This is a genomic window from Methylobacterium endophyticum (assembly GCF_050591105.1).
In the GTDB taxonomy this organism is placed as follows: Bacteria; Pseudomonadota; Alphaproteobacteria; order Rhizobiales; family Beijerinckiaceae; genus Methylobacterium.
In genome coordinates this window covers 98,097-120,108 of sequence record NZ_JBNHES010000014.1, presented here as the reverse complement: position 1 = coordinate 120,108, position 22,012 = coordinate 98,097, and the positions used below count along the sequence as shown (strand labels likewise).

General features: G+C 70.1%; 22 protein-coding genes. 15 read left to right on the top strand and 7 right to left on the bottom strand.

The window, feature by feature from the left end; all coding sequences use genetic code 11:
- Window positions 1-10: 10 nt before the first annotated feature.
- A complete protein-coding gene (locus ACP56T_RS15995; RefSeq protein WP_430913131.1) occupies window positions 11-760 on the bottom strand; it encodes a phosphatase PAP2 family protein in 750 nt (249 codons plus the stop codon).
- Window positions 761-773: 13 nt separating this feature from the next.
- Window positions 774-1,298, bottom strand: coding sequence for a 2'-5' RNA ligase family protein (locus tag ACP56T_RS15990; protein ID WP_430913130.1), 525 nt, complete (start codon window positions 1,296-1,298; stop codon window positions 774-776).
- 86 nt (window positions 1,299-1,384) lie between these two features.
- Here ACP56T_RS15990 and ACP56T_RS15985 point away from each other — a divergent pair, with 86 nt between their 5' ends.
- The gene (locus ACP56T_RS15985) at window positions 1,385-2,290 is read left to right on the top strand and encodes an alginate O-acetyltransferase AlgX-related protein (protein WP_430913155.1); all 906 of its coding nucleotides are present in this window, start codon (window positions 1,385-1,387) and stop codon (window positions 2,288-2,290) included.
- Between the two features lie 6 nt (window positions 2,291-2,296).
- Here the strand turns inward: ACP56T_RS15985 and ACP56T_RS15980 are convergent, their stop codons facing one another.
- Window positions 2,297-2,524 carry a hypothetical protein gene (locus tag ACP56T_RS15980; protein WP_430913128.1) on the bottom strand — a complete coding sequence of 76 codons (228 nt, stop codon included), beginning with the start codon at window positions 2,522-2,524 and terminating at the stop codon, window positions 2,297-2,299.
- A gap of 239 nt (window positions 2,525-2,763) precedes the next feature.
- On the opposite strand from ACP56T_RS15980, the gene ACP56T_RS15975 reads away from it, so the two are divergent.
- The 4 genes from ACP56T_RS15975 (at window position 2,764) to ACP56T_RS15960 (ending at window position 5,193) form a co-directional block, all read left to right on the top strand.
- Complete coding sequence (locus tag ACP56T_RS15975) at window positions 2,764-3,225, top strand: hypothetical protein (protein WP_430913127.1); 462 nt, start codon at window positions 2,764-2,766, stop codon at window positions 3,223-3,225.
- Window positions 3,226-3,340: 115 nt separating this feature from the next.
- A complete protein-coding gene (locus ACP56T_RS15970; protein WP_430913126.1) occupies window positions 3,341-4,255 on the top strand; it encodes a tetratricopeptide repeat protein in 915 nt (304 codons plus the stop codon).
- A gap of 40 nt (window positions 4,256-4,295) precedes the next feature.
- Window positions 4,296-4,964, top strand: a complete 669-nt coding sequence (locus ACP56T_RS15965; RefSeq protein WP_430913125.1) for an LON peptidase substrate-binding domain-containing protein — start codon at window positions 4,296-4,298, stop codon at window positions 4,962-4,964.
- A gap of 22 nt (window positions 4,965-4,986) precedes the next feature.
- Window positions 4,987-5,193, top strand: coding sequence for a Trm112 family protein (locus tag ACP56T_RS15960; protein ID WP_430913124.1), 207 nt, complete (start codon window positions 4,987-4,989; stop codon window positions 5,191-5,193).
- Window positions 5,194-5,243: 50 nt separating this feature from the next.
- On the opposite strand, the gene ACP56T_RS15955 is transcribed toward ACP56T_RS15960, so the two are convergent.
- From ACP56T_RS15955 to ACP56T_RS15945, 3 genes are read right to left on the bottom strand one after another with little or no spacing between them, the layout of a single operon-like run.
- Window positions 5,244-6,050, bottom strand: coding sequence for an ABC transporter ATP-binding protein (locus ACP56T_RS15955; RefSeq protein WP_430913123.1), 807 nt, complete (start codon window positions 6,048-6,050; stop codon window positions 5,244-5,246).
- A gap of 11 nt (window positions 6,051-6,061) precedes the next feature.
- Window positions 6,062-6,940 (bottom strand): nitrate ABC transporter permease, encoded by an 879-nt coding sequence (ntrB, locus tag ACP56T_RS15950; RefSeq protein ID WP_430913122.1) that lies wholly within the window; start codon window positions 6,938-6,940, stop codon window positions 6,062-6,064.
- Window positions 6,940-8,229 carry a CmpA/NrtA family ABC transporter substrate-binding protein gene (locus ACP56T_RS15945; RefSeq protein WP_430913121.1) on the bottom strand — a complete coding sequence of 430 codons (1,290 nt, stop codon included), beginning with the start codon at window positions 8,227-8,229 and terminating at the stop codon, window positions 6,940-6,942. The genes ntrB and ACP56T_RS15945 overlap by 1 nt, the downstream gene beginning before the upstream one ends.
- 376 nt (window positions 8,230-8,605) lie before the next feature.
- Here ACP56T_RS15945 and ACP56T_RS15940 point away from each other — a divergent pair, with 376 nt between their 5' ends.
- A complete protein-coding gene (locus ACP56T_RS15940; protein WP_430913120.1) occupies window positions 8,606-9,877 on the top strand; it encodes an MFS transporter in 1,272 nt (423 codons plus the stop codon).
- A gap of 10 nt (window positions 9,878-9,887) precedes the next feature.
- Here the strand turns inward: ACP56T_RS15940 and ACP56T_RS15935 are convergent, their stop codons facing one another.
- Window positions 9,888-11,246, bottom strand: a complete 1,359-nt coding sequence (locus ACP56T_RS15935; protein ID WP_430913119.1) for a hypothetical protein — start codon at window positions 11,244-11,246, stop codon at window positions 9,888-9,890.
- A 226-nt stretch (window positions 11,247-11,472) separates the two neighbouring features.
- On the opposite strand from ACP56T_RS15935, the gene flgB reads away from it, so the two are divergent.
- The 9 genes from flgB (at window position 11,473) to alaS (ending at window position 22,007) form a co-directional block, all read left to right on the top strand.
- Window positions 11,473-11,877 carry a flagellar basal body rod protein FlgB gene (gene flgB / locus ACP56T_RS15930; protein WP_430913118.1) on the top strand — a complete coding sequence of 135 codons (405 nt, stop codon included), beginning with the start codon at window positions 11,473-11,475 and terminating at the stop codon, window positions 11,875-11,877.
- A gap of 25 nt (window positions 11,878-11,902) precedes the next feature.
- A complete protein-coding gene (gene flgC, locus ACP56T_RS15925) occupies window positions 11,903-12,310 on the top strand; it encodes a flagellar basal body rod protein FlgC (protein ID WP_430913117.1) in 408 nt (135 codons plus the stop codon).
- A 13-nt stretch (window positions 12,311-12,323) separates the two neighbouring features.
- Complete coding sequence (gene fliE / locus ACP56T_RS15920) at window positions 12,324-12,638, top strand: flagellar hook-basal body complex protein FliE (protein ID WP_430913116.1); 315 nt, start codon at window positions 12,324-12,326, stop codon at window positions 12,636-12,638.
- A 115-nt stretch (window positions 12,639-12,753) separates the two neighbouring features.
- On the top strand, window positions 12,754-13,020 hold the full coding sequence (gene fliQ / locus ACP56T_RS15915; protein ID WP_430913115.1) for a flagellar biosynthesis protein FliQ: 267 nt from the start codon (window positions 12,754-12,756) through the stop codon (window positions 13,018-13,020).
- A 101-nt stretch (window positions 13,021-13,121) separates the two neighbouring features.
- The gene (gene fliR, locus ACP56T_RS15910; RefSeq protein ID WP_430913114.1) at window positions 13,122-13,886 is read left to right on the top strand and encodes a flagellar biosynthetic protein FliR; all 765 of its coding nucleotides are present in this window, start codon (window positions 13,122-13,124) and stop codon (window positions 13,884-13,886) included.
- 92 nt (window positions 13,887-13,978) lie between these two features.
- A complete protein-coding gene (gene flhB / locus ACP56T_RS15905) occupies window positions 13,979-15,046 on the top strand; it encodes a flagellar biosynthesis protein FlhB (RefSeq protein ID WP_430913113.1) in 1,068 nt (355 codons plus the stop codon).
- Between the two features lie 130 nt (window positions 15,047-15,176).
- Window positions 15,177-17,858 carry a cell cycle histidine kinase CckA gene (gene cckA, locus ACP56T_RS15900; protein ID WP_430913112.1) on the top strand — a complete coding sequence of 894 codons (2,682 nt, stop codon included), beginning with the start codon at window positions 15,177-15,179 and terminating at the stop codon, window positions 17,856-17,858.
- Window positions 17,859-18,004: 146 nt separating this feature from the next.
- On the top strand, window positions 18,005-19,096 hold the full coding sequence (gene recA, locus ACP56T_RS15895) for a recombinase RecA (RefSeq protein ID WP_430913111.1): 1,092 nt from the start codon (window positions 18,005-18,007) through the stop codon (window positions 19,094-19,096).
- A 229-nt stretch (window positions 19,097-19,325) separates the two neighbouring features.
- The gene (alaS, locus tag ACP56T_RS15890; protein WP_430913110.1) at window positions 19,326-22,007 is read left to right on the top strand and encodes an alanine--tRNA ligase; all 2,682 of its coding nucleotides are present in this window, start codon (window positions 19,326-19,328) and stop codon (window positions 22,005-22,007) included.
- Window positions 22,008-22,012: the final 5 nt, after the last annotated feature.

Genomic DNA, 22,012 nt, shown 5'->3' with positions numbered 1-22,012 from the left:
ACGGCGGCCCTCAGGGCGGCGGGTCGGGGGCCTCGACCTCGCCGCTGCGCTGGAGCTGGAGCGCCACGAACCAGCACAAAGCCGCCCAGGCGGCGCCGACGCACCAGCCGGCCAGCACGTCGCTCGGCCAGTGCACGCCGAGATAGACGCGGCTCACGCCCACGAGCAGAGTCGTCGCGACGCCGATGACCAGCACCAGCGCCTTCACGCGCCGCTCCGGGTTCAGCCGGGCGAGCAGGATCGCCAGGGTCAGATAGGCGATGGCCGACATCATCGCGTGGCCGCTGGGGAAGCTCGCCGTGAACACCTCCATGCCGTGCGGCACGAGGTCGGGGCGGGGCCGGTGGTAGAACAGCTTCAGCACCGTCGAGACGATCTCGCCGCCGCCCACCGCCGCGATCACGAGCAGCGCCACCCGGTGCTTGCGCGTCAGCGCCAGATAGGAGGCGACCGCCGCCGTCACGAAGACGATGGTGAAGACGCTTCCCAACCCCGTGATGTCGCGCATGGTCTCCTCCAGCCAGCGCGGACCGATGGGGTCGGAGAGGTCGGCGGGGTTGCGCAAGGACAGCAGGATCTTGCGGTCGAGCGCGGCGGTGGAGCCCTCGCCGACCTCGTCGGCGAGGTAGAAGAAGGCCCAGCCGAGCGTGCTCAGCGTCAGCAGCGCGCCCAGCGGCCCGATCTCGTTGAGCCGCAGCCGCCGCCAGATTGCGCTCGCGTGGCCTATCACGGGGCGGCCGGAGGAGAGGGATGCCTTCACGGGAGCCACCGTCTCAGGAATTCTCGCCGAAGGAGAAGCGCGCCCGCTCCTCCCACGGCCCGCCGAGATAGCGCCACAGCAGCAGGCCCGGCGCGACGAATCGGAACGGCGCGAACTCGGCCGATAGCGCCTCGTGCAGCGCACGGGCGGTCTCCGGCGCGACCTTGTTCTGGATCGTGACATGCGGATGCCAGCCCTGGCGGTCCTGCTCCGTCAGGCGGTCGCGGAACAGGCCCGCGAGCCGTGCCCGGAAGGCCGCGAGAGGCTCGGAGGCCAGCACGTAGGCGACGCCGCGTCCGGTGAAGCGCAGACCCGTCGCGAAGACCTCCGGGACCGGCTCGGCGCGGGCCAGGGCGGCGATCGCTTCGACGATGCCGGCCTCCTCCTCGCCCGGCAGGTGGTGGAACAGCGTGACATGGGCGGGGACGAGGTTGCGCTCCGGCGGGAAGTGCCGGCGCCGCAAGGCGTCGAAGCGCGCGAAGGTCGGCGCGTCGAGGGCGAGGGTGAGGATCAGCGGCGCGGCGGTGGGATCGGTCATGGGCCATCGACAGATGGCGCATCCGGCGCGCAGGTCCAGCGACGCCGACCCTTGCCGTGGCCGTCGTGGCGGCTAAACAGCCGGGCATGGGGCGCAAGCGCTGGGATACCGTCCATATCGGCCGCGACGGCTGGCTGTTCCTGACGGGCGGCAGCAACAGCGTCATGGACCAATACGGCCGGGGCCTGCGGCGCTGGTGGCATCTGCGCGCCTGGAGCCGGCTGATCGAGGCGCGGGCGGCGCGGGCGGCGCGGCTTGGCATCCGCTGCCTCCATGTGATCGTGCCGGAGAAGCTCTCTGTCTACGACAACCTCACGCGCGACCTGCCCTACGATCCGGCCCGCGCCTCCTCCCGCGTCCTGGCGCGGCGGCTCGGGCGCTGCCCGGCCTATCTCGACCTGCTCGCGCCGTTCCGCGCCGCCCGCGACGGGCCGGTGCCGCTCTATCTCAGGACCGACACGCACTGGTCGCTGGAGGGCTGCTATCTCGCCTATGGGCAGATCATGCGGGCGCTCGGCGCGGTTCCGCCGGCCGACATCGCCGAGCGGCCGCGCTTCGACCACGAGCGGCTGATGGACCTCGGCGGCAAGCTGCCCGAGCAGCCGCGCGAGATCGTCGCGCATGCCTCTCTCCAGCGCGACGCGGTGCGCGGCTTCACCGGCGATCTCGTCGCCGAGCACGAGGCGCGCGGGCGGGCCGAGGACCTGCATGTGGGCGCCCATGTGGTCTACCGGAACGCGCGCGAGGGCGTCGATCCGCGCCGCGTGGTGCTGTTCGGCGATTCCTACGCGCATTTCACGCCGATCCTGCTCACCGGCCTGATGGCCGAGAGCTTCGCCGAGGTGCATTTCGTCTGGTCGGCCAATCTCGACTGGGGCTACATCGAGCGTGTCCGCCCGGATATCCTGCTCTTTGAGCTGGCGGAGCGTTTCCTCGCGCGGCTGCCGCAGGACGATTTCGACGTCGGCACGGGGCGCCGGAGCGCCGGCTGAGCCGCCTCAGTCGAGGGCGTTGCCGGTGCGGATGTCCTCGATGGCGCTCTGCTCCTGCTGGACGATGTAGCTCTCCGGCAGGCAGGCCATGCCGAGCAGGACGACGAGCACCGCCGCCAGGCCGGCGAGAAGCACGGTCACGGTGTTCGCCCGCTTGCGCTGGGCGTGGATGACGAGGCAGCCCGCCGTGAACACGGCGGCTTCCGCGACGGGCAGCATCAACGGGACGGGCATCGCGGCGATCTCACACCGAGGGACGGGGACGCGCGGGGATGGGACATGCCGCGATCCGGCGGGCCCATGCTACGCGGGGGCGTCCTTCGCACAAGCCGGGCCGGCGAATCGGCGCGCCTGCGTGATCTCGATGCCGCACCCCGTCTCTCCCGGCGAGACGGTGCGACGCGAGCCGGTCTCGACAGGCGGCGCGGCGGCGTTATCTCCGCCGGATGACGCGCGCATCTCCTCGCCTTTCCGTGTTGGCGGCCCTGCTGGCGGCCGCCCCCCTCTCCGTGTCCTCCGCTCGGGCGCAGACCGCGGTGAAGCTCGACGGCACCTGCACGCGGCTGGTGATCGCCGGGCAGGATCTCGGCGCTTCCTGCAAGGGCACGCTGACGAATCTCGTGGCGCGCGGCCGCGCCAGCTTCGATTTCACCTCCCAGGACGGCCGGACGCTGAGCTTCAGCGGCAACGGCGCCCGGCAGGAGCGCACGGAGGAGTCCGACCCGCTCCAGCCGATCAATCTCGTCATTCCCGGCAGGAGCGGCGCGGAGGGCGTCGCACAGACGCCGGCGCTCGCCATCGGGGCCTGCCGGTTCACGACGCCCGAGCCCGGCAAGACCGGCATCGAGTGCGAGGCGTCCTCGCCGGACGGCAAGCTCTACGCCGGTAGCTTCGTCACGGCCTCCGGCCCCGCTCCGGGCGCATCCGCGCCCTGACCGACGAGCCCTCGCCGGGCTGGTCAGGGGGGCCGTCAGGCACCATGTAGACGGCGCGGTTTGCCGACGCATCCGCGCGCCCGTTTTTCGTACCGGCCGTTGCCGCGAGGACAGAATGCTGAACGACGCTCCAGCGACCGCCACTCAGGGCGCTGCCGCCGCCGTCATCAAGGACGCGACCACCGCGAGCTTCCGGCAGGACGTGGTCGAGGCCTCCCTCAGGCTGCCCGTGGTGGTGGCGTTCTGGTCGCCGCGCTCTCCCCAGTGCAAGCAGCTCCTCGCCGGGCTGGAGAAGGTCGTGCGGGGCGCCGGCGGCCGGGTCGCGCTGGTGCGCATGAACGTCGACGAGCATCCGGCGGTCTGGAGCCAGATCGGCCAGCAGCTCCAGCTCGATTCGGTGCCCGCCGTCGTCGCCATCGACCAGGGTCGGCCGGTGGACGTGTTCGTCGGCGCGCTGCCGGAGGCGCAGCTCAAGGCGTTCGTGGAGCGGCTGAGCGGGCCGAGCGAGATCGACCAGGTGATGGCCGAGGCCGCCGCCGCCCTCGAACAGGGCGACCTCGCGGGCGCCTCGGAGCTCTACGCCGCCGTGCTCGGCCAGGAGCCTGACAACGTCGCGGCGCTGGCGGGGCTCGCCAAGATCCAGCTCGATGCCGGCGAGGTCGAGAACGCGCGGCAGATCCTCGCCATGGTGCCGGAGTCCAAGGCGAACGATCCGGCGCTCGCCGGCATCCGCGCCGCCCTGGACCTCGCCGAGCAGGCCGCCTCGCTGGGCGATCTCGCCGGGCTGGAGGAGCAGGTCGCGAAGGACCCCGACGACCATCAGGCCCGCTTCGATCTCGCGCTCGGGCTCGCCGCGCGCGGCGATCGCGAGAAGGCCGTCGATCACCTCATCGAGATCCGCAAGCGCGACCGCGCCTGGAACGACGACGGGGCCCGTAAGCAGCTCCTGACCTTCTTCGAGGCCTGGGGCACGATGGATCCCGACGCGATCCGGGGACGCCGGAAGCTCTCGACGCTTCTGTTCGCCTAAAAGGCCGGGCGCGGCCGGGACGGGCCGCAGGGGAGACGCCATGACGACGCATGCGGGCTACAAGGGCCCGGCCGATTGCCCCGCCGTGATCCCGGTCTTCCCGCTGCCCGGCGCGCTGCTGCTGCCGCGCGGCCAGATGCCCCTCAACATCTTCGAGCCGCGCTATCTCGCCATGATCGACGACGCCATCCGGGGCGAGCGCATCATCGGGATGATCCAGCCGGACGCCGAGGGCGGTGGCCCGCCCATGGCGCCGCGCCTCTACCGGGTGGGCTGCGCCGGCCGGATCACGCAGTTCGCCGAGACGGGGGACGGCCGCTACCTGATCTCGCTGACCGGCGTCGCGCGCTTCCGCGTGGAGAGCGAGCTCGCCACCACCACCGCCTATCGGCGCTGCCAGGTCTCCTACGACGCCTTCCTCAAGGATTTCGAGCCGCGCGCCGGGGAGGAGGGCGTCGACCGCGAGGGCGTGCTCAAGGCGCTGCGCGACTTCGTCGACTCGAACGATCTCAAGGTCGATTGGGCCGGTATCGAGGAGGCGCCGAACGAGGCGCTGGTCAACGCGCTCTGCATGATGAGCCCCTTCGGCGTGCGCGAGAAGCAGGCCATGCTGGAGGCTCCCGACCTGAAGACGCGGGCGGAGGTCTTGATCGCGGTGACGGAAATGGAGTTGGTGCGTTCCAGCGGCTCCGAGCCGACCCTGCAATAGCCCGCCAAGGACCAAAGCCCCCATGGCCGACGATCTTCCCGCTCCCGTCGAGGCGACCCGCGTCGACCCCAAGCTCCTCGAGCTGCTGGTCTGTCCGCTGACCAAGGAGACGCTCGACTACGACGCGGCGCGCCAGGAGCTGATCAGCCGCTCGGCGAAGCTCGCCTACCCGATCCGCGACGGCATCCCGATCATGCTGCCGGAAGAGGCCCGCCAGATCGTCGACTGAGATTTTGTCCTCCCCGCCCGAATGCGCGGACGGGGAGAGGGCCGATGGCCTCAGGCGGCGAGCGCCGGCTTGGCGTGGCGGGCGTAGAGGAACTCCAGCACCTCCGCCCGGCAGTGGACGTAGGTCTTGTCCTCCACGAGGTCGAGGCGGCGGCGCGGGCGCTCCAGCGGCACGGGCAGGATCTCGCCGATGGTGGCGGAGGGGCCGTTCGTCATCATCACGATGCGGTCGGAGAGGAGCACCGCCTCGTCTACGTCATGGGTGATCATGATGACGGTGTTCCTCAGCCGCACCTGGATCTCCATGAGCTGATCCTGGAGATGGGCGCGGGTCAGGGCGTCCAACGCCCCGAAGGGCTCGTCCATGAGGAGCACGGTGGGCTCCATGGCGAGCGCGCGGGCGATGCCGACGCGCTGCTTCATGCCGCCCGAGATCTCGTTCGGGCGCTTGTCGGCGGCGTGCGTCATGTTCACGAGGGACAGGTTGTGCTCGATCCAGGCCGCGCGCTCGGCCTTGGACTTCTTCTTGGCGAGCACCTTGTCGACTGCGAGCGCCACGTTCTCGCGCACCGTCAGCCAGGGCAGCAGGGAGTGGTTCTGGAAGACCACGGCCCGTTCGGGGCCAGGGCTCGACACCTCCTTGCCGTCGAGCAGCACGACGCCCGTCGAGGCCTTCAGCAGGCCGGCGACGATGTTGAGCACGGTCGACTTGCCGCAGCCGGAATGGCCGATGATCGAGACGAACTCGCCCTTGGATATCTTCAGGTTCACGTCGCGCAGCACCTCCGTGGTGGTGCCGCCGCGGGTGAAGCTGATGCCGACCTGCGAGAGGTCGAGATGGGCCTGAGCCTTGGTCATGGTGCTCTCCCTCAGGCCGCGCTGGTGCCGCGGGTAACGAGGCGTCCGAGCCCGGCCACCAGACGGTCGAGGATGAAGCCGATCACGCCCACATAGACGAGCGCCACGATGATCTCGCTGATATGGGAGGAATTCCAGGCGTCCCAGATGAAGAACCCGATCCCGACGCCGCCGATCAGCATCTCGGCCGCGACGATGGCGAGCCAGGACAGGCCGACGCCGATCCTCAGGCCCGTGAAGATGTAGGGGGCGGCCGCCGGGAGCATCACCTTCAGGAAGAACTCGATCGGGTTCAGCCGGATCACGGCGGCGACGTTGCGGTAATCCTGCGGGATGTTGCGGATGCCCACCGCCGTGTTGATGATGATCGGCCAGATCGAGGTGATGAAGATCACGAAGATCGCCGAGGGCTGGCCGTCGCGGAACGCCGCGAGCGAGAGCGGCAGCCAGGCGAGCGGCGGGATCGTGCGCAGCACCTGGAAGATCGGGTCGAGCCCGCGCATGGCCCAATCCGACTGGCCGACGAGGGTGCCGAGCAGCACCCCCGCCACAACCGCCAGCGAGAAGCCGAAGAGAACGCGCTGGATGCTCGCGGCGATGTGCCAGAACAGGCCCTTGTCGGTGCCGCCGTTGTCGAAGAACGGATGGGCGATGATGTCCCAGGCATCGCTCACTACGCGCGTGGGCGGCGGCAGGCCCGCGCCGGGGCGCGAGCAGGCGATCTGCCAGAACAGCAGGAAGGCCGCGAGCACCACGATCGGCGGTACGACGCGGGCCGCGACGCTCTTCACGCCCTTCATGGTCACGAAGGAACGGCGCACGGCCGGGGCCGCCGCGCCGCGGGCATTCGCGCCGAGGGCGGCCTTGTCGATGGTCGAGCTCGCAGCCATCACGAGACCTTCTTGATGCCGAGGCTGGCGAGGTAGGCGGCCGGATCGGCGGGGTCGAAGACCTTCCCGTCGAACATCGTCTCCTTGCCGCGCGAGGTACTGGTCGGGATCGAGGCGACGCCGAGGGACTTCGCCGCGTCGCGCCAGAGATCCTCGCGGTTGACCTTGCCGATCAGCGCCTTGGTATCCGTCTGCGCGTCGAACTTGCCCCAGCGGATGTCCTCGGTCAGGAACCAGAGATCGTGGCTCTGATAGGGATAGGAGGCGTTGTCGGCCCAGTACTTCATCATCACCGGGCTGTTCTCGACGATACGGCCGTCGCCGTAGTCGAACCGGCCCTTCATCCGGTCGATGACGTCGGCCACCGGAACGTTGATCCACTGACGCTTGGCGACGATGCCGGCGAGCTCCTCCCGGTTCTCGGGCTTCTCGCACCATTGCTGGGCTTCCATCACCGCCATGAGCAGCGCTTTGGCGGCCTTCGGATACTTGTCGACCCAGGCCGCGCGCATGGCGAAGGCCTTTTCGGGATGGTCCTTCCAGAGTTCGCCCGTGGTCAGCGCCGTGTAGCCGATGCCCTGGTTGATGAGCTGCGCGTTCCACGGCTCGCAGACGCAGAAGCAGTCCATCGTGCCGACCTTCATGTTCGCCACCATCTGGGCGGGCGGCACCACGATGGTCTCGATGTCCTTGTCGGGGTCGATGCCGCCGGCCGCGAGCCAATAGCGGATCCAGAGGTCGTGGGTGCCGCCGGGGAAGGTCATCGCCGCCTTCACGGCCTTGCCGGAGGCCTTCTTCTTCTCCAGAGCCGCCTTGAAGGGCTTGGTGTCGAGCGCGATCTTGTCGGGCATGTACTCCTTGCCGACGGAGATGCACTGCCCGTTCAGGTTGAGCCGGGCCATGATGTACATGGGCGTCGGCACGTTGTTCTGCGTCACCCGGCCGGCGGAGATCAGGTAGGGCATCGGCGTCAGGATATGGGCGCCGTCGATGCCGTTGCCCTCGGAGCCGAGCACCAGGTTGTCGCGCGTGGTGCCCCAGGAGGCCTGCTTCAGCACCTCGACATCGGGCATGCCGTACTTGGCGAAGATGCCCTTCTCCTTGGCCACGAAGAGCGGCCCGGCATCGGTGAGCGCGATGAAGCCGAGCTTCGCCCCGGTCACTTCCGGGCCCGCGCCTTGCGCGAAGGCGCCACCGGGCAGCGCCAGCCGCGAGGCCGCCGTCAGCGACAGGGCCGCGGCGGCTCCCTTCAGGAGGTCGCGCCGGGTGTTGTGCTCACCGTTTTGCATGGATGTCCGATCCTGCCTCTTCGAAACCGTTTGCCGTCCAAACGCATGCGGACCGCCGATGCGCGCGAACCGCACGGGGGCGTCGGCGAATGGGGCGGCGATCAGCGGCGCTGCTGTCGGAGGTCGTTCGTCGTCCTTGGCGAACACGGCTCCGTGAGCAGGTTCCGTGCCACCTCCCGTCGCGCCGTTCGATCGCGCGCGGCCGTATCGGCGGACTGCATCGTCGCTGGGCGGCGCGGCGGCATGCATAAAAATTAGGCTGGGCGGCGCGAAGGCAGGCGCAATCGCACGGATTCCGCCTTGACGGGGCGGCGGCGACGCCCGAGCAGGGCCGTTTGCGGTGCCGCTCACGGCGCCGGCATCCGTTCGAGCGCCCATGACCGCCCCGAAGACCTCCGCCGGCCGCATCCTCGCGGCGAGCTTCGTCGGCACGGCGATCGAGTTCTACGATTTCTACGTCTACGCCACCGCCGCCGCGCTGGTGCTCGGGCCGGCCTTCTTCCCGCCCGGCGAACCGGGGGTGCAGCTCCTCAGCGCCTTCGCCACCTTCGCCATCGCCTTCGTCGCCCGTCCCATCGGGGCGGCGCTGTTCGGGCATTTCGGCGACCGCATCGGGCGCAAGGCGACCCTCGTCGCCTCGCTGATGATCATGGGCGTCTCGACGGTGCTGATCGGCTGCCTGCCGACCTATGCCATCGCCGGCTGGTTCGCGCCGGCCGCGCTCTGCCTGCTCCGATTCGGCCAGGGGCTCGGCTTCGGCGGCGAGTGGGGCGGGGCGGCGTTGCTGGCGGTTGAGAACGCGCCGCCGGGCCGGCGCGCCTGGTACGGCATCTTCCCGCAGCTCGGCGCGCCGGTCGGCTTCCTCTGCGCCAATCTCTGCTTCCTCGGTCTGAGCCTCGGGCTCTCCCCCGAGAGCTTCTTCGCCTGGGGCTGGCGGGTGCCGTTCCTGGCCTCGGCGGCGCTCGTCGGGGTCGGGCTCTATGTCCGGCTGCGGCTCACCGAGACGCCGCTGTTCGCGGCGGCGATGGCGCGCGAGGCGCCGGAAAAGGTTCCGCTCGCCACGGTGCTGTCCGAGCATGGCCGCGCGACCCTGCTCGGCACGCTGGCGATGGTGGCCTGCTACGCGGTGTTCTACCTCTCCACCGTCTTCGCGCTCGGCTACGGGACGGGCCGGCTCGGCTACGACCGCCCGACCTTCCTCCTCTTCGAATGCGTCGCGATCCTGTTCATGGGGATCGGCATCCCGCTCTCGGGGGCGGCGGCGGACCGGTTCGGGCGCAAGCCCGTGCTGATCTCCGGTCTCGTGGCGACGATGCTGCTCGGTCTCGCGCTCGGCCCGATGCTCGGCTCGGGCCGGCCCGAACTGGTGCTCGGCTTCCTCTGCCTCGGGCTCGCGGCGATGGGCTGGCTGTTCGGGCCGATGGGCGCCCTGCTGCCGGAGCTGTTCCCGACCCGCGTGCGCTACACCGGCGCCTCGCTGACCTACAACCTCGCCGGCATCCTGGGCGCGTCCGGCGCGCCCTATCTGGCGCAGTCGCTGGCGGAGTGGGGCGGCATCGCTTTCGTCGGCGCCTATCTCGGGCTCGCCGCCCTCGTCAGCCTGATCGCGGTCGCCCTGATGCCGGAGACAGCGCGCGGCGGCGTCTGAGGCCGGTCGCTCAGTTCCGCTTGTCCAGGGGTCGGCCGAGGAGCCGCGCGAACTCCGCCTCGATCTCCTCCACCGAGAAGGGATTGGGCGCGGGCTTCGGCTTGAGCGCCTCCGTCCGAGCCTCCTTGGGCTCGGCGGCGACCGGATGGGCGCTCTCCGCAGGGGGGGACGCCCGATCGGCGGGCTCGTCCCGCGCCGGCGCGGGCGGGGACTCGGCGACCTCGTCCTGCGCGGCGGGAGCCTCCGTTTCGGCCTGTGCCGGCGACGGTTCCGGCACGACAGGCTGGGGGACCGGATGAGCGGCCACGGGCGGCGGCGAGATCTCCTCGACGGGCACGATCTCCTCGAAGAGCGCCTCGGCGGCGTCCTCCTGCGCCGGCAGGTCATGCGGGAGCAAGTCCTGCGGGGGGCCGGACATCGCCGCGGCGACGGGATCGACGGCCTGCGCCGGGACCTGGGCCGGCGGCTCGGGCGGCGCCGGCTGCGGCGCCGGAGGCTCCACGGGTGCCGGCACCGGCTTTGCCGCGCCCGGCGGCGGGGTCACGGCGGAGGCAGGGCGGGCCAGGGCGATCTCGAGCTGGCGGGCCATGTCGGACAGGATCGCGGCATCGACCGCGCGTTGGATCGGGGGGGTGACGGGCGGGGGCACGGGAGGCGCCGGATCGGCCTCGGCGGAAAGCGGCGTGGCGATGGTGAAGGTCGGCTCCGAGCGGACGCGCTCCGAGGCGACATCGGGTTTCGGGTTGACGAGGGGCGGCGTCGAGCGGCGCAGGAAGCGCCCGCGCGGCTCCGGCGCGGGGGCCGGCGGGGGAGGGGACACCGGCGCGGGCGCTTCCTGAACGGGCGGTTCCGGCTCGCGGCCGTCGCGGGGCTCGGGCGGGAGGTCGGCCTCCGTCAGCGGATGGCGGCTCGGGGGCGGCAGGATCGAGCCCGGCACCGGGGCGGCGACCACGGCGGGCATCTCGAAGGTCGGCGGAACCTCCTCGAACAGCTGCGGTTCGGGCCGGCGCGCCTCGATCTCGGGGGCGGGCTCCGGCGCGCGCTCCTCGCGCAGCACCGTCTCGGGCAGGCGCTGGCCGCGCTGGATGTTGCGTTCGATGACCACGTCGTTGGGGCCGCCGACGAGGAGCAGATGCTCGACGTTGTCGCGCCGCAGCAGGATGAGCTGGCGCTGCCGGTCGAGCTCGTACACGTCGACGATGCCCAGGCGCGGCTGGCGGGCGCGCTGGCCGGGCTTGGCCGAGAGGCCGCCCCCGCCGCCGAAGCGCCTCACGAGCAGCACGCCGGCGGTGAGCACCGCCAGGATCACGACGAAGATGACCGCGAACTGGAGGACGAAGGAGCCGTCCGAGCCGAAGAACGAAGACAAGGCCGGGATCTCTCGTTTTTTAAGGGTGCGAGCCCCAACACAACGCGCGACCCCACAGTATCACCCTCCGCCGTGCGGCGTGCGGTAAACCTTAAGACTTCGTTAACGGCCTCTCCGCCTCCAGCCGAAAGCCGAAGACCTTAACCCGGCGTTAACCATGAACCCGGCAGATTTTGCCGGCCGCCGGCCTGTCCTCGCGCGGCCTCCGTTCAGGGGCGCCAAGGCCGTGGCCGTCACAGACCTCCCCATCCTGAGCATGCTGCGCACCAAGATGCAGTGGCATCAGACGCGCCAGAAGCTGATCTCGGAGAACGTCGCCAACGCCGACCTGCCGGGCTTCAAGCCGCGCGACCTCGCCGCGCCGGCCTTCGACCGGAAGACGGGAGAGGCGGTGGGCAATGGCGGCGTCGCGCTGGCGCGCACCAGCGCCGGGCACATCGCCCCCGCCGGCGGCGAGGGCGGCGCCGATCCGCGCCGGGTGAAGGGCTTCGAGATCCGCCCCAGCGGCAACGGCGTGAATCTCGAGGAGGAGATGATGAAGGCCGGCGACAACCAGGCCGACTATCAGCTCGCCGCCTCGCTCTACCAGAAGAGCCTCGACGCCCTGAAGATCGCCGTCGGCAAGCGCTGACCCCTGAGGAAACGGAGCGCGCGCCATGGACTTCATGAAATCCCTCACCGTCGCCGCCGCGGGGCTGAAGGCCCAGTCCGGCCGCATGCGCGTCATCGCCGAGAACATCGCCAACGCGGATTCGGCCCCGACCTCCCCCACCGCCGAGCCCTATCGGCGCAAGATCCCGACCTTCGGCCAGCATGTCGACGCCGAGACCGGCGCCACGCTCGTCGAGACCGGCCGGGTGCGGCGCGACCAGTCGGCCTTCCGCACCAAGTACGATCCCGGCAACCCCGCCGCCAACGCCAAGGGCGAGGTGCGGATGCCGAACGTGAATTCGCTCATCGAGAACATGGACATGCGTGAGGCGCAGCGCTCCTACGAGGCGAACCTCAACATGATCACCACCACGCGCAAGATGATCTCGCGCACCCTCGAAATCCTGAAGTAAGGGGGCCAGCGCCATGGCGACGAGCAACTTCGCGGCGGGCGCCTACGCCGCCGTCCAGGGCATCGGCGGCCTCAAGGGCGTGCCGAAGGTGCAGCCCATGCAGGGCGCTGGGGGCGACTTCTCCTCGCTCCTCGGGCAGGCGCTGGATTCGGTGGGCGATGCCGGCCGCAAGGCCGACGCCCAGGCGCTCGCGGTGGCCGGCGGCAAGGCCAACGTCGTCGACGTCGTCACGGCGGTGGCCGAGAGCGAGACCGCGCTCCAGACCCTCGTCGCCGTGCGCGACCGCATGATCTCGGCCTACGAGGACATCATGCGCATGCAGATTTAGTCCCTCGTCTCATGGGTCACGACCCATGAGGTTCGGCGGACGGCTCGATGAGCCGGTTACGCGTTGCCTCGCACTCCTTCCGCTCCAGTCCCCGCCCTTTCGGAAACCCAAGCCGATGACCGGCCTCGCCATCCTCGACGTCGCCCGCGACGGGATCTTCGTCTTCCTCAAGGTCTCCGGGCCGCTGATGCTGGTGGCGCTCACTGTGGGCGTCGCGGTGTCGCTGCTCCAGGCCCTGACGCAGGTGCAGGAGCAGACCCTGATCTACGTGCCGAAGATCGTCGCCGTCTTCGCCACGCTGCTGATCACGATGCCCTTCATGGCCGACGCGCTGGCCGGCTACATGACCCGCATCGCCGCGCGGATCGCCACGGGTGGCTGAGACGGGCCGCCGGTCCGCTGCTAGGGTGCCGGCACGACCGTGCGCCGCCGCCCATGCGGCGGGCCGCTCTTCAATCGAGGAGCGCACGACGATGGACCCGCATGAACCTGCTGCTTCCCGGCATCGCGGCGGCCTACCTGCTGACCTTCGCGCGGGTGGGCACGCTCATCATGCTGATGCCGGGCTTGGGCGAGCAGCTCGTCTCCATCCGCATGCGGCTCGCCTTCGCGCTGCTGGTCTCGCTGGTGCTGTTTCCGATGGTCCGCCCGCTGCTGCCGACGGCGGGGGCCGGGCCGGGCTCGCCGGTGCTGATCGCGCTGCTCTTCGGGGAGACGCTGACCGGGCTCGTGCTCGGGCTGACCGTGCGCATGGTGCTCGCCGCCTTGCAGACGGCGGGGCTCCTGATCTCGCAGGCGCTCGGGCTCTCCTACGCCATGACCGTCGACCCGACGCAGGGCGGCCAGCAGGCGGCGGTGGGCAACTTCCTGTCGCTGCTCGGGATCACGCTGATCCTCGCCGCCGACCTGCATCACCTGGCCATCGACGCGATCTCGCGCAGCTACGCGGTGCTGCCGCCGAGCGCCGTGCCCGGCATGGGCGAGGCGGCGATGCTGGCACTCAAGGCGGTGGGGCGCGGCTTCACGCTCGCCGTGCAGATCGCCTCGCCCTTCATCGCCTTCGGCATCCTGTTCAATCTCGGGCTCGGGGTGCTCTCGCGGCTGATGCCCTCGCTTCAGGTCTTCTTCGTCGGCGTGCCGGCCTCGATCCTCATCGGCATGATGATCCTGTTCGGCTCGCTCGGCGTGATGATGGGCGTCTTCCTGGACGATCTCGGGCGCTACCTCGCAGAGTTCACCGGGAGATGATTCTTCCCGGTGGTCCCTCTTCCGAGGGGCCGTCCGCCGCATGGGCGGCGGGGCGCTGCGGGGCGCTCGACCCCGTTACCGGAGCCTGAGCCATGGCCGAGGGCGCGGAACAGGAAGACAAGACCGAAGAACCGACCCAGCGGCGCCTCGACCAGGCGATCGAGCGCGGCGACGTCGCCAACTCCCAGGAGATCAACACCTTCTTCATCCTGGGCGCCTTCACCCTCGGGCTGCTGCTCGCCGCCGGGCCGATCGCGCACGGGCTTCTCTTCGACCTGCGCGGCTATCTCGCCAATCTCCACGCGGTGCCGGGGGACGCCCACGGCTTCAGCGAGGCCGGCACGCGCGGGGTCATGATCTGGCTGAAGGCCCTGGCGATCCCCGCCGGCATGACCGCGGCGGCGACGCTGGCCGCCGGCTTCCTTCAGCATCCCCTCGTCTTCACCACCGAGACGCTCGGGCTGAAGTTCGATCGCATCTCGCCCATGGCCGGGTTTAAGCGCCTCTTCGGGATGGAGGCCTTCGTCCAGTTCGGCAAGGGGCTCGCGAAGATGGCGGTGGTCGGCGTCGTCGTCGGTACCGTCCTGTGGGCCGACCGCGACCGCCTGGAGGTCTTCGTCCGGCTCGATCCGTCCGCGTTCTTCCCCGCCGTGCTCGGCCTTGCCCTGAAGCTGCTCGGCGCGGTGCTCTGCATCTTCCTGGTCATCACGCTCGCCGACGCGCTCTACCAGCGCTACCGCTGGCGCCAGCGCCTGCGCATGTCCAAGGAGGAGATGAAGCAGGAGATGAAGGAGCAGGACGGCAACCCCGAGGTGAAGGGCCGCATGAAGCAGTTGCGGGCCCAGCGCGTGCGCAAACGCATGATGGCCGCCGTGCCCACCGCCACCGTCGTCATCACCAACCCGACCCACTACGCCGTGGCGCTGCGCTACGAGGCCGGCATGGCCGCCCCGGTCTGCGTCGCCAAGGGCGTCGACAGCCTCGCCTTCCGCATCCGGGCGCTCGCCACCGAGCACGAGGTGCCGGTTCTGGAGAACCCGCCGCTCGCCCGCGCGCTCCACGCGACGGTCGAGATCGACCAGCCCATCCCGGCCGAGCACTACCGGGCGGTGGCCGAGGTGATCGGATTCGTCATGCGCCTGCGCCGCAGGGCGGCATGACGCCTTGCCCGAAAGCGTCGGGAAGAGCACGGTTTATCCACTCTTCCTTCCGCGTTATGGGCGATGTCGAGACGAGGAGTGAGGCATCGGGAGATGCCGGAGCGTGGATTGAGCCGGATGGCTGACCGTAATGGCTGACCTCTTGGGACCCGCGGCTCCCGTCACGGGCTCGATCGACCGTTCCGAGCGTCCGGGCAGGGTCGGGCTGCTGCTCGTCCTGGCGGGGCTGCTCGTGGGAGCGGCCATCGGCCTGTCCTTCGTCGCCAACGAGCAGGCGCAGTCGATCATCGTCTGGCTGCTGGCGCTGCTGGCCATGGCCGGGGTGTTCTTCCTGTTCGCGCTGGCCATCGGCGCGATCCAGCTCAGCGGGCAGGGCGCGCGCGACGACATCACCAAGGCCATCGTCGACGCCGCGCCCGACGCGGCGGTGGTGATGGAGGACGGCGGCCGGCTGATCTATGCCAACGAGGCGTATCTCACCATCGCGGGCGGCGACACCTTCTCGAACCTGCGCTCGGTGGAGCGCATCTTCGTCGGCTCGCCGGAGGTGTCTGAGGCGATCTACCGCCTCGCCCAAGGCGCGCGCGACGCCCGCAGCCATACCGAGGAGGTGCGGATGTCGCCGCCCCCCGGCGGCCGCCCCGACCGCGACTTCGCCTGGTACCGCATCTCGGTGCGTCCGCTCGCCCGGCCGCGCCGGGCCGCCACCCTGTGGACGGTCTCCGACATCACCCACGAGCGCGAGCGCCAGGAGAACGTCTTCCAGGAGCTCCAGCACGCGATCGACTATCTCGACCACGCGCCCGCCGGCTTCCTCTCCATCGATCCGGCCGGCGCCATCGTCTACATGAATGCGACGCTGGCCTCCTGGCTCGGCTACGACCTCGCCACCGTGGGGCCGGGCGGCCCGCATCTCTCCGAGATCGCGCCGGGTTCCGAGCACATCATCGGCGCCGCCGGCCAGCCCGGCGAGGTCAGGACCGACCGCCTCGATCTCGACCTGCGCCGCCGCAACGGCCTCTCGCTGCCGGCCCGGCTCTACCACCGCGTCGCCTTCGGCAAGGACGGCAAGCCCGGCCCCTCGCGCACCTTCGTCATCAACCGCTCGGCCGGCGCCGATTTCGACGAGCCCCAGCGCGCGGCGGAGGTCAGGCTGGCGCGATTTCTGAACAACTCGCCCATCGCCATCGCCACCCTCGATTCGGCCGGCCAGATCGGGCGGGCCAACGCCTCGTTCGGACGCCTGTTCGGCACCATGCCGCGCCAGGTCGTCGACCAGGCGAGCGCCGATTCCGCCCTCGTGCCCGCCATGAGCGAGGCGGTGATCGAGCGCGACCGCGCAGGCCTCGACGCGGCGCTCGCCCGCGCCGCCAAGGGCATCGGCGAGACCCAGCCCATCGAGGTCGCGCTGAAAGGGACCGGCAACCGCTCGGCGCGGGTCTGGCTCAGCCCGGCGGGCGCCGAGGGTGCCGGTCCCGGCGAGGGGCAGGCGGGATCCGACCGCGAGCGCATCATCCTCTACGCCCTCGACACCACCGCCCAGCGCCAGCTCGAGCAGCAGGTCGCCCAGGCCCAGAAGATGGACACCGTCGGCCAGCTCGCCGGCGGCATCGCGCACGACTTCAACAACGTCCTCCAGGCGATCATCGGCTATTCCGACCTGCTGCTCGCGAGCCGGAAGGCCTCCGATCCCGCCTTCCAGGACATCATGCAAATCAAGCAGAACGCGAACCGGGCGGCGGGGCTGGTGCGCCAGCTCCTCGCCTTCTCGCGCCGTCAGACCCTGCGCCCCGAGGTGATGGATGTCGGCGAGGCGCTCTCGGAGCTGACCCTGCTGCTCAAGCGCCTCCTCGGCGAGCGCGTCGATCTCGAGCTCAAGCACGGCCGCGAGATCTGGCCTGTGAAGGCCGACGTCAACCAGTTCGAGCAGGTGATCGTGAACCTCGCGGTCAACGCGCGCGACGCCATGCCGGAAGGCGGCCGCCTGCTGCTGCGCACCGCCAACGTGCCCGATCCGGGAGCCGAGGCGGCCCCCGACGGCCGCGGCGGCCCGCCCAAGGGCGATCACGTCCTCATCGAGGTGCTCGACACCGGCGAGGGCATTCCGCCCGAGATCATGGAGAAGATCTTCGAGCCGTTCTTCACCACCAAGGAGATCGGCAAGGGCACGGGCCTGGGCCTCTCGACGGTGTTCGGCATCGTCAAGCAGAGCGGCGGCACCGTCGACGTGCAGTCGACGCTCGGGGAGGGCACGGCCTTCCGCATCTACCTGCCGCGCCACGTGCCGGTCGTCGAGCCGGTTGCGATCGCGCCGCCCGCCGGCCGGATCGCGCCCGATCCGGGCGCCGTCGCGTCGCTTCCCGCTCCCGACTCCCAAGATGCCGCCCCGCCGGCGCCCGTGGCGGCGAAGGCCGAATCGCGCAAGCCCTCCGCCGACCATACGGGGCAGGGCACCATCCTGCTGGTGGAGGACGAGGATCCGGTCCGCGCCGTCAACTCCCGCGCGCTCTCGGGGCGGGGCTACACGGTGCTGGAGGCGGCCTCCGGTCTCGAGGCGCTGCGCATCGTCAGCGAGGGGCGGCATGTAATCGATCTCGTGGTCTCGGACGTCGTGATGCCCGAGATGGACGGTCCGACCCTGCTGCGCGAGATCCGCAAGCATCAACCGGACCTCAAGGTGATCTTCGTCTCCGGTTACGCCGAGGACGCCTTCCGCAAGAACCTGCCCGAGGGCGAGACCTTCAACTTCCTGCCCAAGCCCTTCAGCCTCAAGCAGCTCTTCGAGACGGTGAAGCAGACCATGTCTGTCTGAGGAGGCGGTCCGTCGCGGACCGCCCCTCTCAAGGCGGAACATTTATCGAACGCTGCCTTGCGTCATGAGAACAAAAAAGGTACATGATCGGGGTCCGAGGGCGCATTGAGAACGGCGCCCGTGCCATGCATAAGGATCGCCCGCAAATGGCTCAGTCCGCATCGAGAGTGGTGGAATTTCCGAGCATGGACAAAGACAAGGCGAAGGCGATCGACGCCGCTTTGTCTCAGATCGAGCGCGCCTTCGGCAAAGGCTCGATCATGAGGCTGGGCAAGAACGACAAGGTCGCCGAGGTCGAGACGGTCTCGACGGGCTCCCTCGGGCTCGACATCGCGCTCGGTGTCGGCGGCCTGCCGCGCGGGCGCGTCGTCGAGGTCTACGGGCCGGAATCCTCCGGCAAGACCACGCTCGCGCTCCACACCATCGCCGAGGCCCAGAAGAAGGGCGGCGTCTGCGCCTTCGTGGACGCCGAGCACGCGCTCGATCCGGTCTATGCGAGGAAGCTCGGCGTCAATCTCGATGATCTCCTGATCTCGCAGCCCGATACCGGCGAGCAGGCTCTCGAGATCACCGACACGCTGGTGCGCTCCGGCGCCATCGACGTGCTCGTTATTGATTCGGTGGCGGCCCTGACGCCACGGGCCGAGATTGATGGTGAAATGGGTGAAAGTCAGCCCGGCCTCCAGGCCCGGCTGATGAGCCAGGCCCTGCGCAAGCTCACCGGCTCGATCTCGCGCTCGAAATGCATGGTCATCTTTATTAACCAGATCCGCCATAAGATCGGCATTTCTTATGGCAGTCCGGAAACAACTTCTGGCGGCAACGCGCTGAAGTTCTACGCTTCCGTCCGTCTCGACATCCGCCGCATCTCGACCCTGAAGGACCGGGACGACCCGATCGGCAACCAGGTCCGCGTCAAGGTGGTGAAGAACAAGGTCGCGCCGCCCTTCAAGCAGGTCGAGTTCGACATCATGTTCGGCGAGGGCATCTCAAAGGTCGGCGAGCTGATCGATCTTGGCGTCAAGGCCGGCATCGTCGAGAAGTCGGGCGCCTGGTTCTCCCATGCCAGCCAGCGCCTCGGCCAGGGCCGCGAGAACGCCAAGGGCTTCCTGCGCGACAACCCCGACATCGCCAATAAGATCGAGGCGGCCATCCGTCAGAACTCCGGCGTTGTCGCCGACCGCATCCTCGAGACCGCCAAGCCGACGGCCGACGATCTCGACGAGGGCGAGGCGTAGGCGTTCCGCACCGTTGGATGCCGAAGCCGCCGCGGATCGGTCGTTCGCGGCGGCTTTTTCTTGGGCTCTTCCGCCGTTCGCGGTTCGAGGACGGCAGCCCGCGAGAAACCACGGGTGACTTGCGGCGCGCCGCTCCTTAAGAGGGCGAGGCGTGCGGCCGGGCTTTTCCGGCAGCGCCCTGACCTGCCTTCCCGGTCCTCTCCGGCGAGGCGACACACGAGTCGGTTCGATGAGCGGCGTCAACGAGATCCGGTCCACCTTCCTCGACTACTTCTCGGGCCGGGGCCATACGCCGGTATCGTCCTCGTCGCTGGTGCCGAAGAACGACCCGACGCTGATGTTCACCAACGCCGGCATGGTGCAGTTCAAGAACGTCTTCACCGGCGTCGAGAAGCGGCCCTACACGCGGGCGACCACGGCCCAGAAATGCGTCCGCGCCGGCGGCAAGCACAACGACCTCGACAATGTCGGCTACACGGCGCGTCATCACACCTTCTTCGAGATGCTGGGGAATTTCTCCTTCGGCGACTATTTCAAGGCCGAGGCCATCGACCTCGCCTGGACCCTGATCACCAAGGAATTCGGCCTTTCGCCGGAGCGTCTCCTGGTGACGGTCTATGCCGACGACGACGAGGCGGCGACGCTCTGGAAGAAGATCGCCGGGTTCGAGGACGGCCGGATCATCCGCATCGGCACCTCGGACAATTTCTGGCAGATGGGCGACACCGGCCCCTGCGGTCCCTGCTCCGAGATCTTCATCGACCAGGGTCCGGCCCTCCAGGGAGGCCCGCCCGGCTCGCCCGACGAGGACGGCGACCGCTTCCTGGAATTCTGGAACCTCGTCTTCATGCAGTACGAGCAGGTCGAGCCCGGCAGGCGCCTGGCCCTGCCGCGGCCGTCCATCGATACCGGCATGGGCCTCGAGCGCATGGCAGCCATCCTGCAAGGCGTCACCAGCAACTACGACACGGATCTGTTCCGCGCGCTCATCGACGCCGTCGCCCATGCGGTCGGGCGCCCGCCGGAGCCCGCCACGGTCGCCTCCTACCGGGTCATCGCCGATCACCTGCGGGCCTGCTCCTTCCTGATCGCCGACGGGGTGTTGCCGGGCAACGAGGGGCGCGGCTACGTGCTGCGCCGGATCATGCGGCGCGCCATGCGCCACGCCGAGCTGCTCGGCGCCCGCGAACCGATGATGTTCCGCCTCGTGCCGACCCTGGTGCGCGAGATGGGACGCGCCTACCCCGAGCTCGTCCGCGCCGAGAGCCTGATCGCCGAGACCATGCGGCTCGAAGAAACGCGCTTCCGGCGCACGCTGGAGCGCGGTCTGGCGATCCTGGAGGCGGAGACGAGCGGGCTGTCGGCGGGCCAGAACCTCTCGGGCGAGACGGCCTTCACCCTCTACGACACCTACGGCTTCCCCCTCGACCTGACGCAGGACGCGCTGAAGGCGCGCGGCATTGGGGTCGATACGGACGCCTTCTCCACCGCGATGGAACGCCAGCGCAAAGCGGCGCGCGCGGCCTGGACCGGCTCCGGCGAGGCCGCCACCGAGACGGTCTGGTTCGGTATCCGCGAGCGCGTCGGCGCCACGGAGTTCCTTGGCTACGAGACGGAGGAAGCGGAGGGGATCGCCACCGCCTGCCTGCGCGAGGGCGCCGAGGTGGAGGCCCTGGAGGCCGGCACCAGCGGCCTCGTGCTTTTCAACCAGACACCGTTCTACGCCGAGTCCGGCGGTCAGGTCGGCGATACCGGAACGATCTCGGCCGCGGGGCTGAAGGCGCGCGTGACAGCCACCGAGAAGAAGCTCGGCGATCTCTTCGTCCACCATGTCAGCGTGGACGAAGGCCGGCTGGCCGCCGGACAAGCGGCCGAGCTGACGGTCGACCACACCCGCCGCGCCGCCATCCGCGCCAACCACTCCGCCACCCACCTGCTGCACGAGGCCCTGAGGCAGGTGCTCGGCGACCATGTCGCGCAGAAGGGCTCGCTGGTCTCGCCCGAGCGCCTGCGCTTCGACATCAGCCACCCCAAGCCCATCGAGGAGGCGGAGCTTCGCCGGGTGGAGGATATCGCCAACGCCGTGCTTCTCCAGAACGCGCCGGTGGTGACCAAGCTCATGGCCGTGGACGAGGCGATCGAATCCGGCGCCCGCGCCCTCTTCGGCGAGAAATACGGCGACGAGGTGCGCGTCGTCTCCATGGGCCGGCCGGTCGATGCCTCGGGTGCCGAGATCGAGCACGGGCGGCTGCCGAGCTTCTCGGTGGAGCTCTGCGGCGGCACCCATGCGGTCCGCACCGGCGATATCGGCGTGATCTCGATCCTCGGCGACAGCGCCGTGGCGGCGGGCGTGCGCCGCATCGAGGCGATGACGGCGGACGCGGCGCGCCGCCACCGGGCCGAGGAAAGCCGGACGCTCCAGTCGATCGCCGGCCTCCTCAAGGCGCCCGTGGCGGACGCGCCGGAGCGGCTCGCCGGCCTGATCGAAGACCGCCGGCGGCTGGAGCGGGAGTTGTCGGATGTCCGCCGCAAGCTCGCCATGGGCGGCGGCGCGGGCGGCGAGGACGCGCCCCGCGAGGTCGCGGGCATCAAGCTGATGGCGCGCGTGGTCGAGGGCGTCGAGATGCGCGACCTCAAGAGCCTCGCCGACGAGGGCAAGACCCGCCTCGGTTCCGGCATCGTCGCCATCGTCGGGGTCGGCGCGGACGGCAAGGCCGGCCTCGTGGTCGGCGTCACCGAGGATCTGACGGGGCGCTACGATGCGGTCGCGCTGGTGCGCGCGGGGGCCGGCCATCTCGGCGGCAAGGGCGGCGGCGGACGCCGGGACATGGCCCAGGCCGGCGGCCCCGAGGGCGGCGGCGCACAGGCCGCCCTCGACGCCATCGTGCAGGCGCTGGAAGGGACGGCCTGACGGGC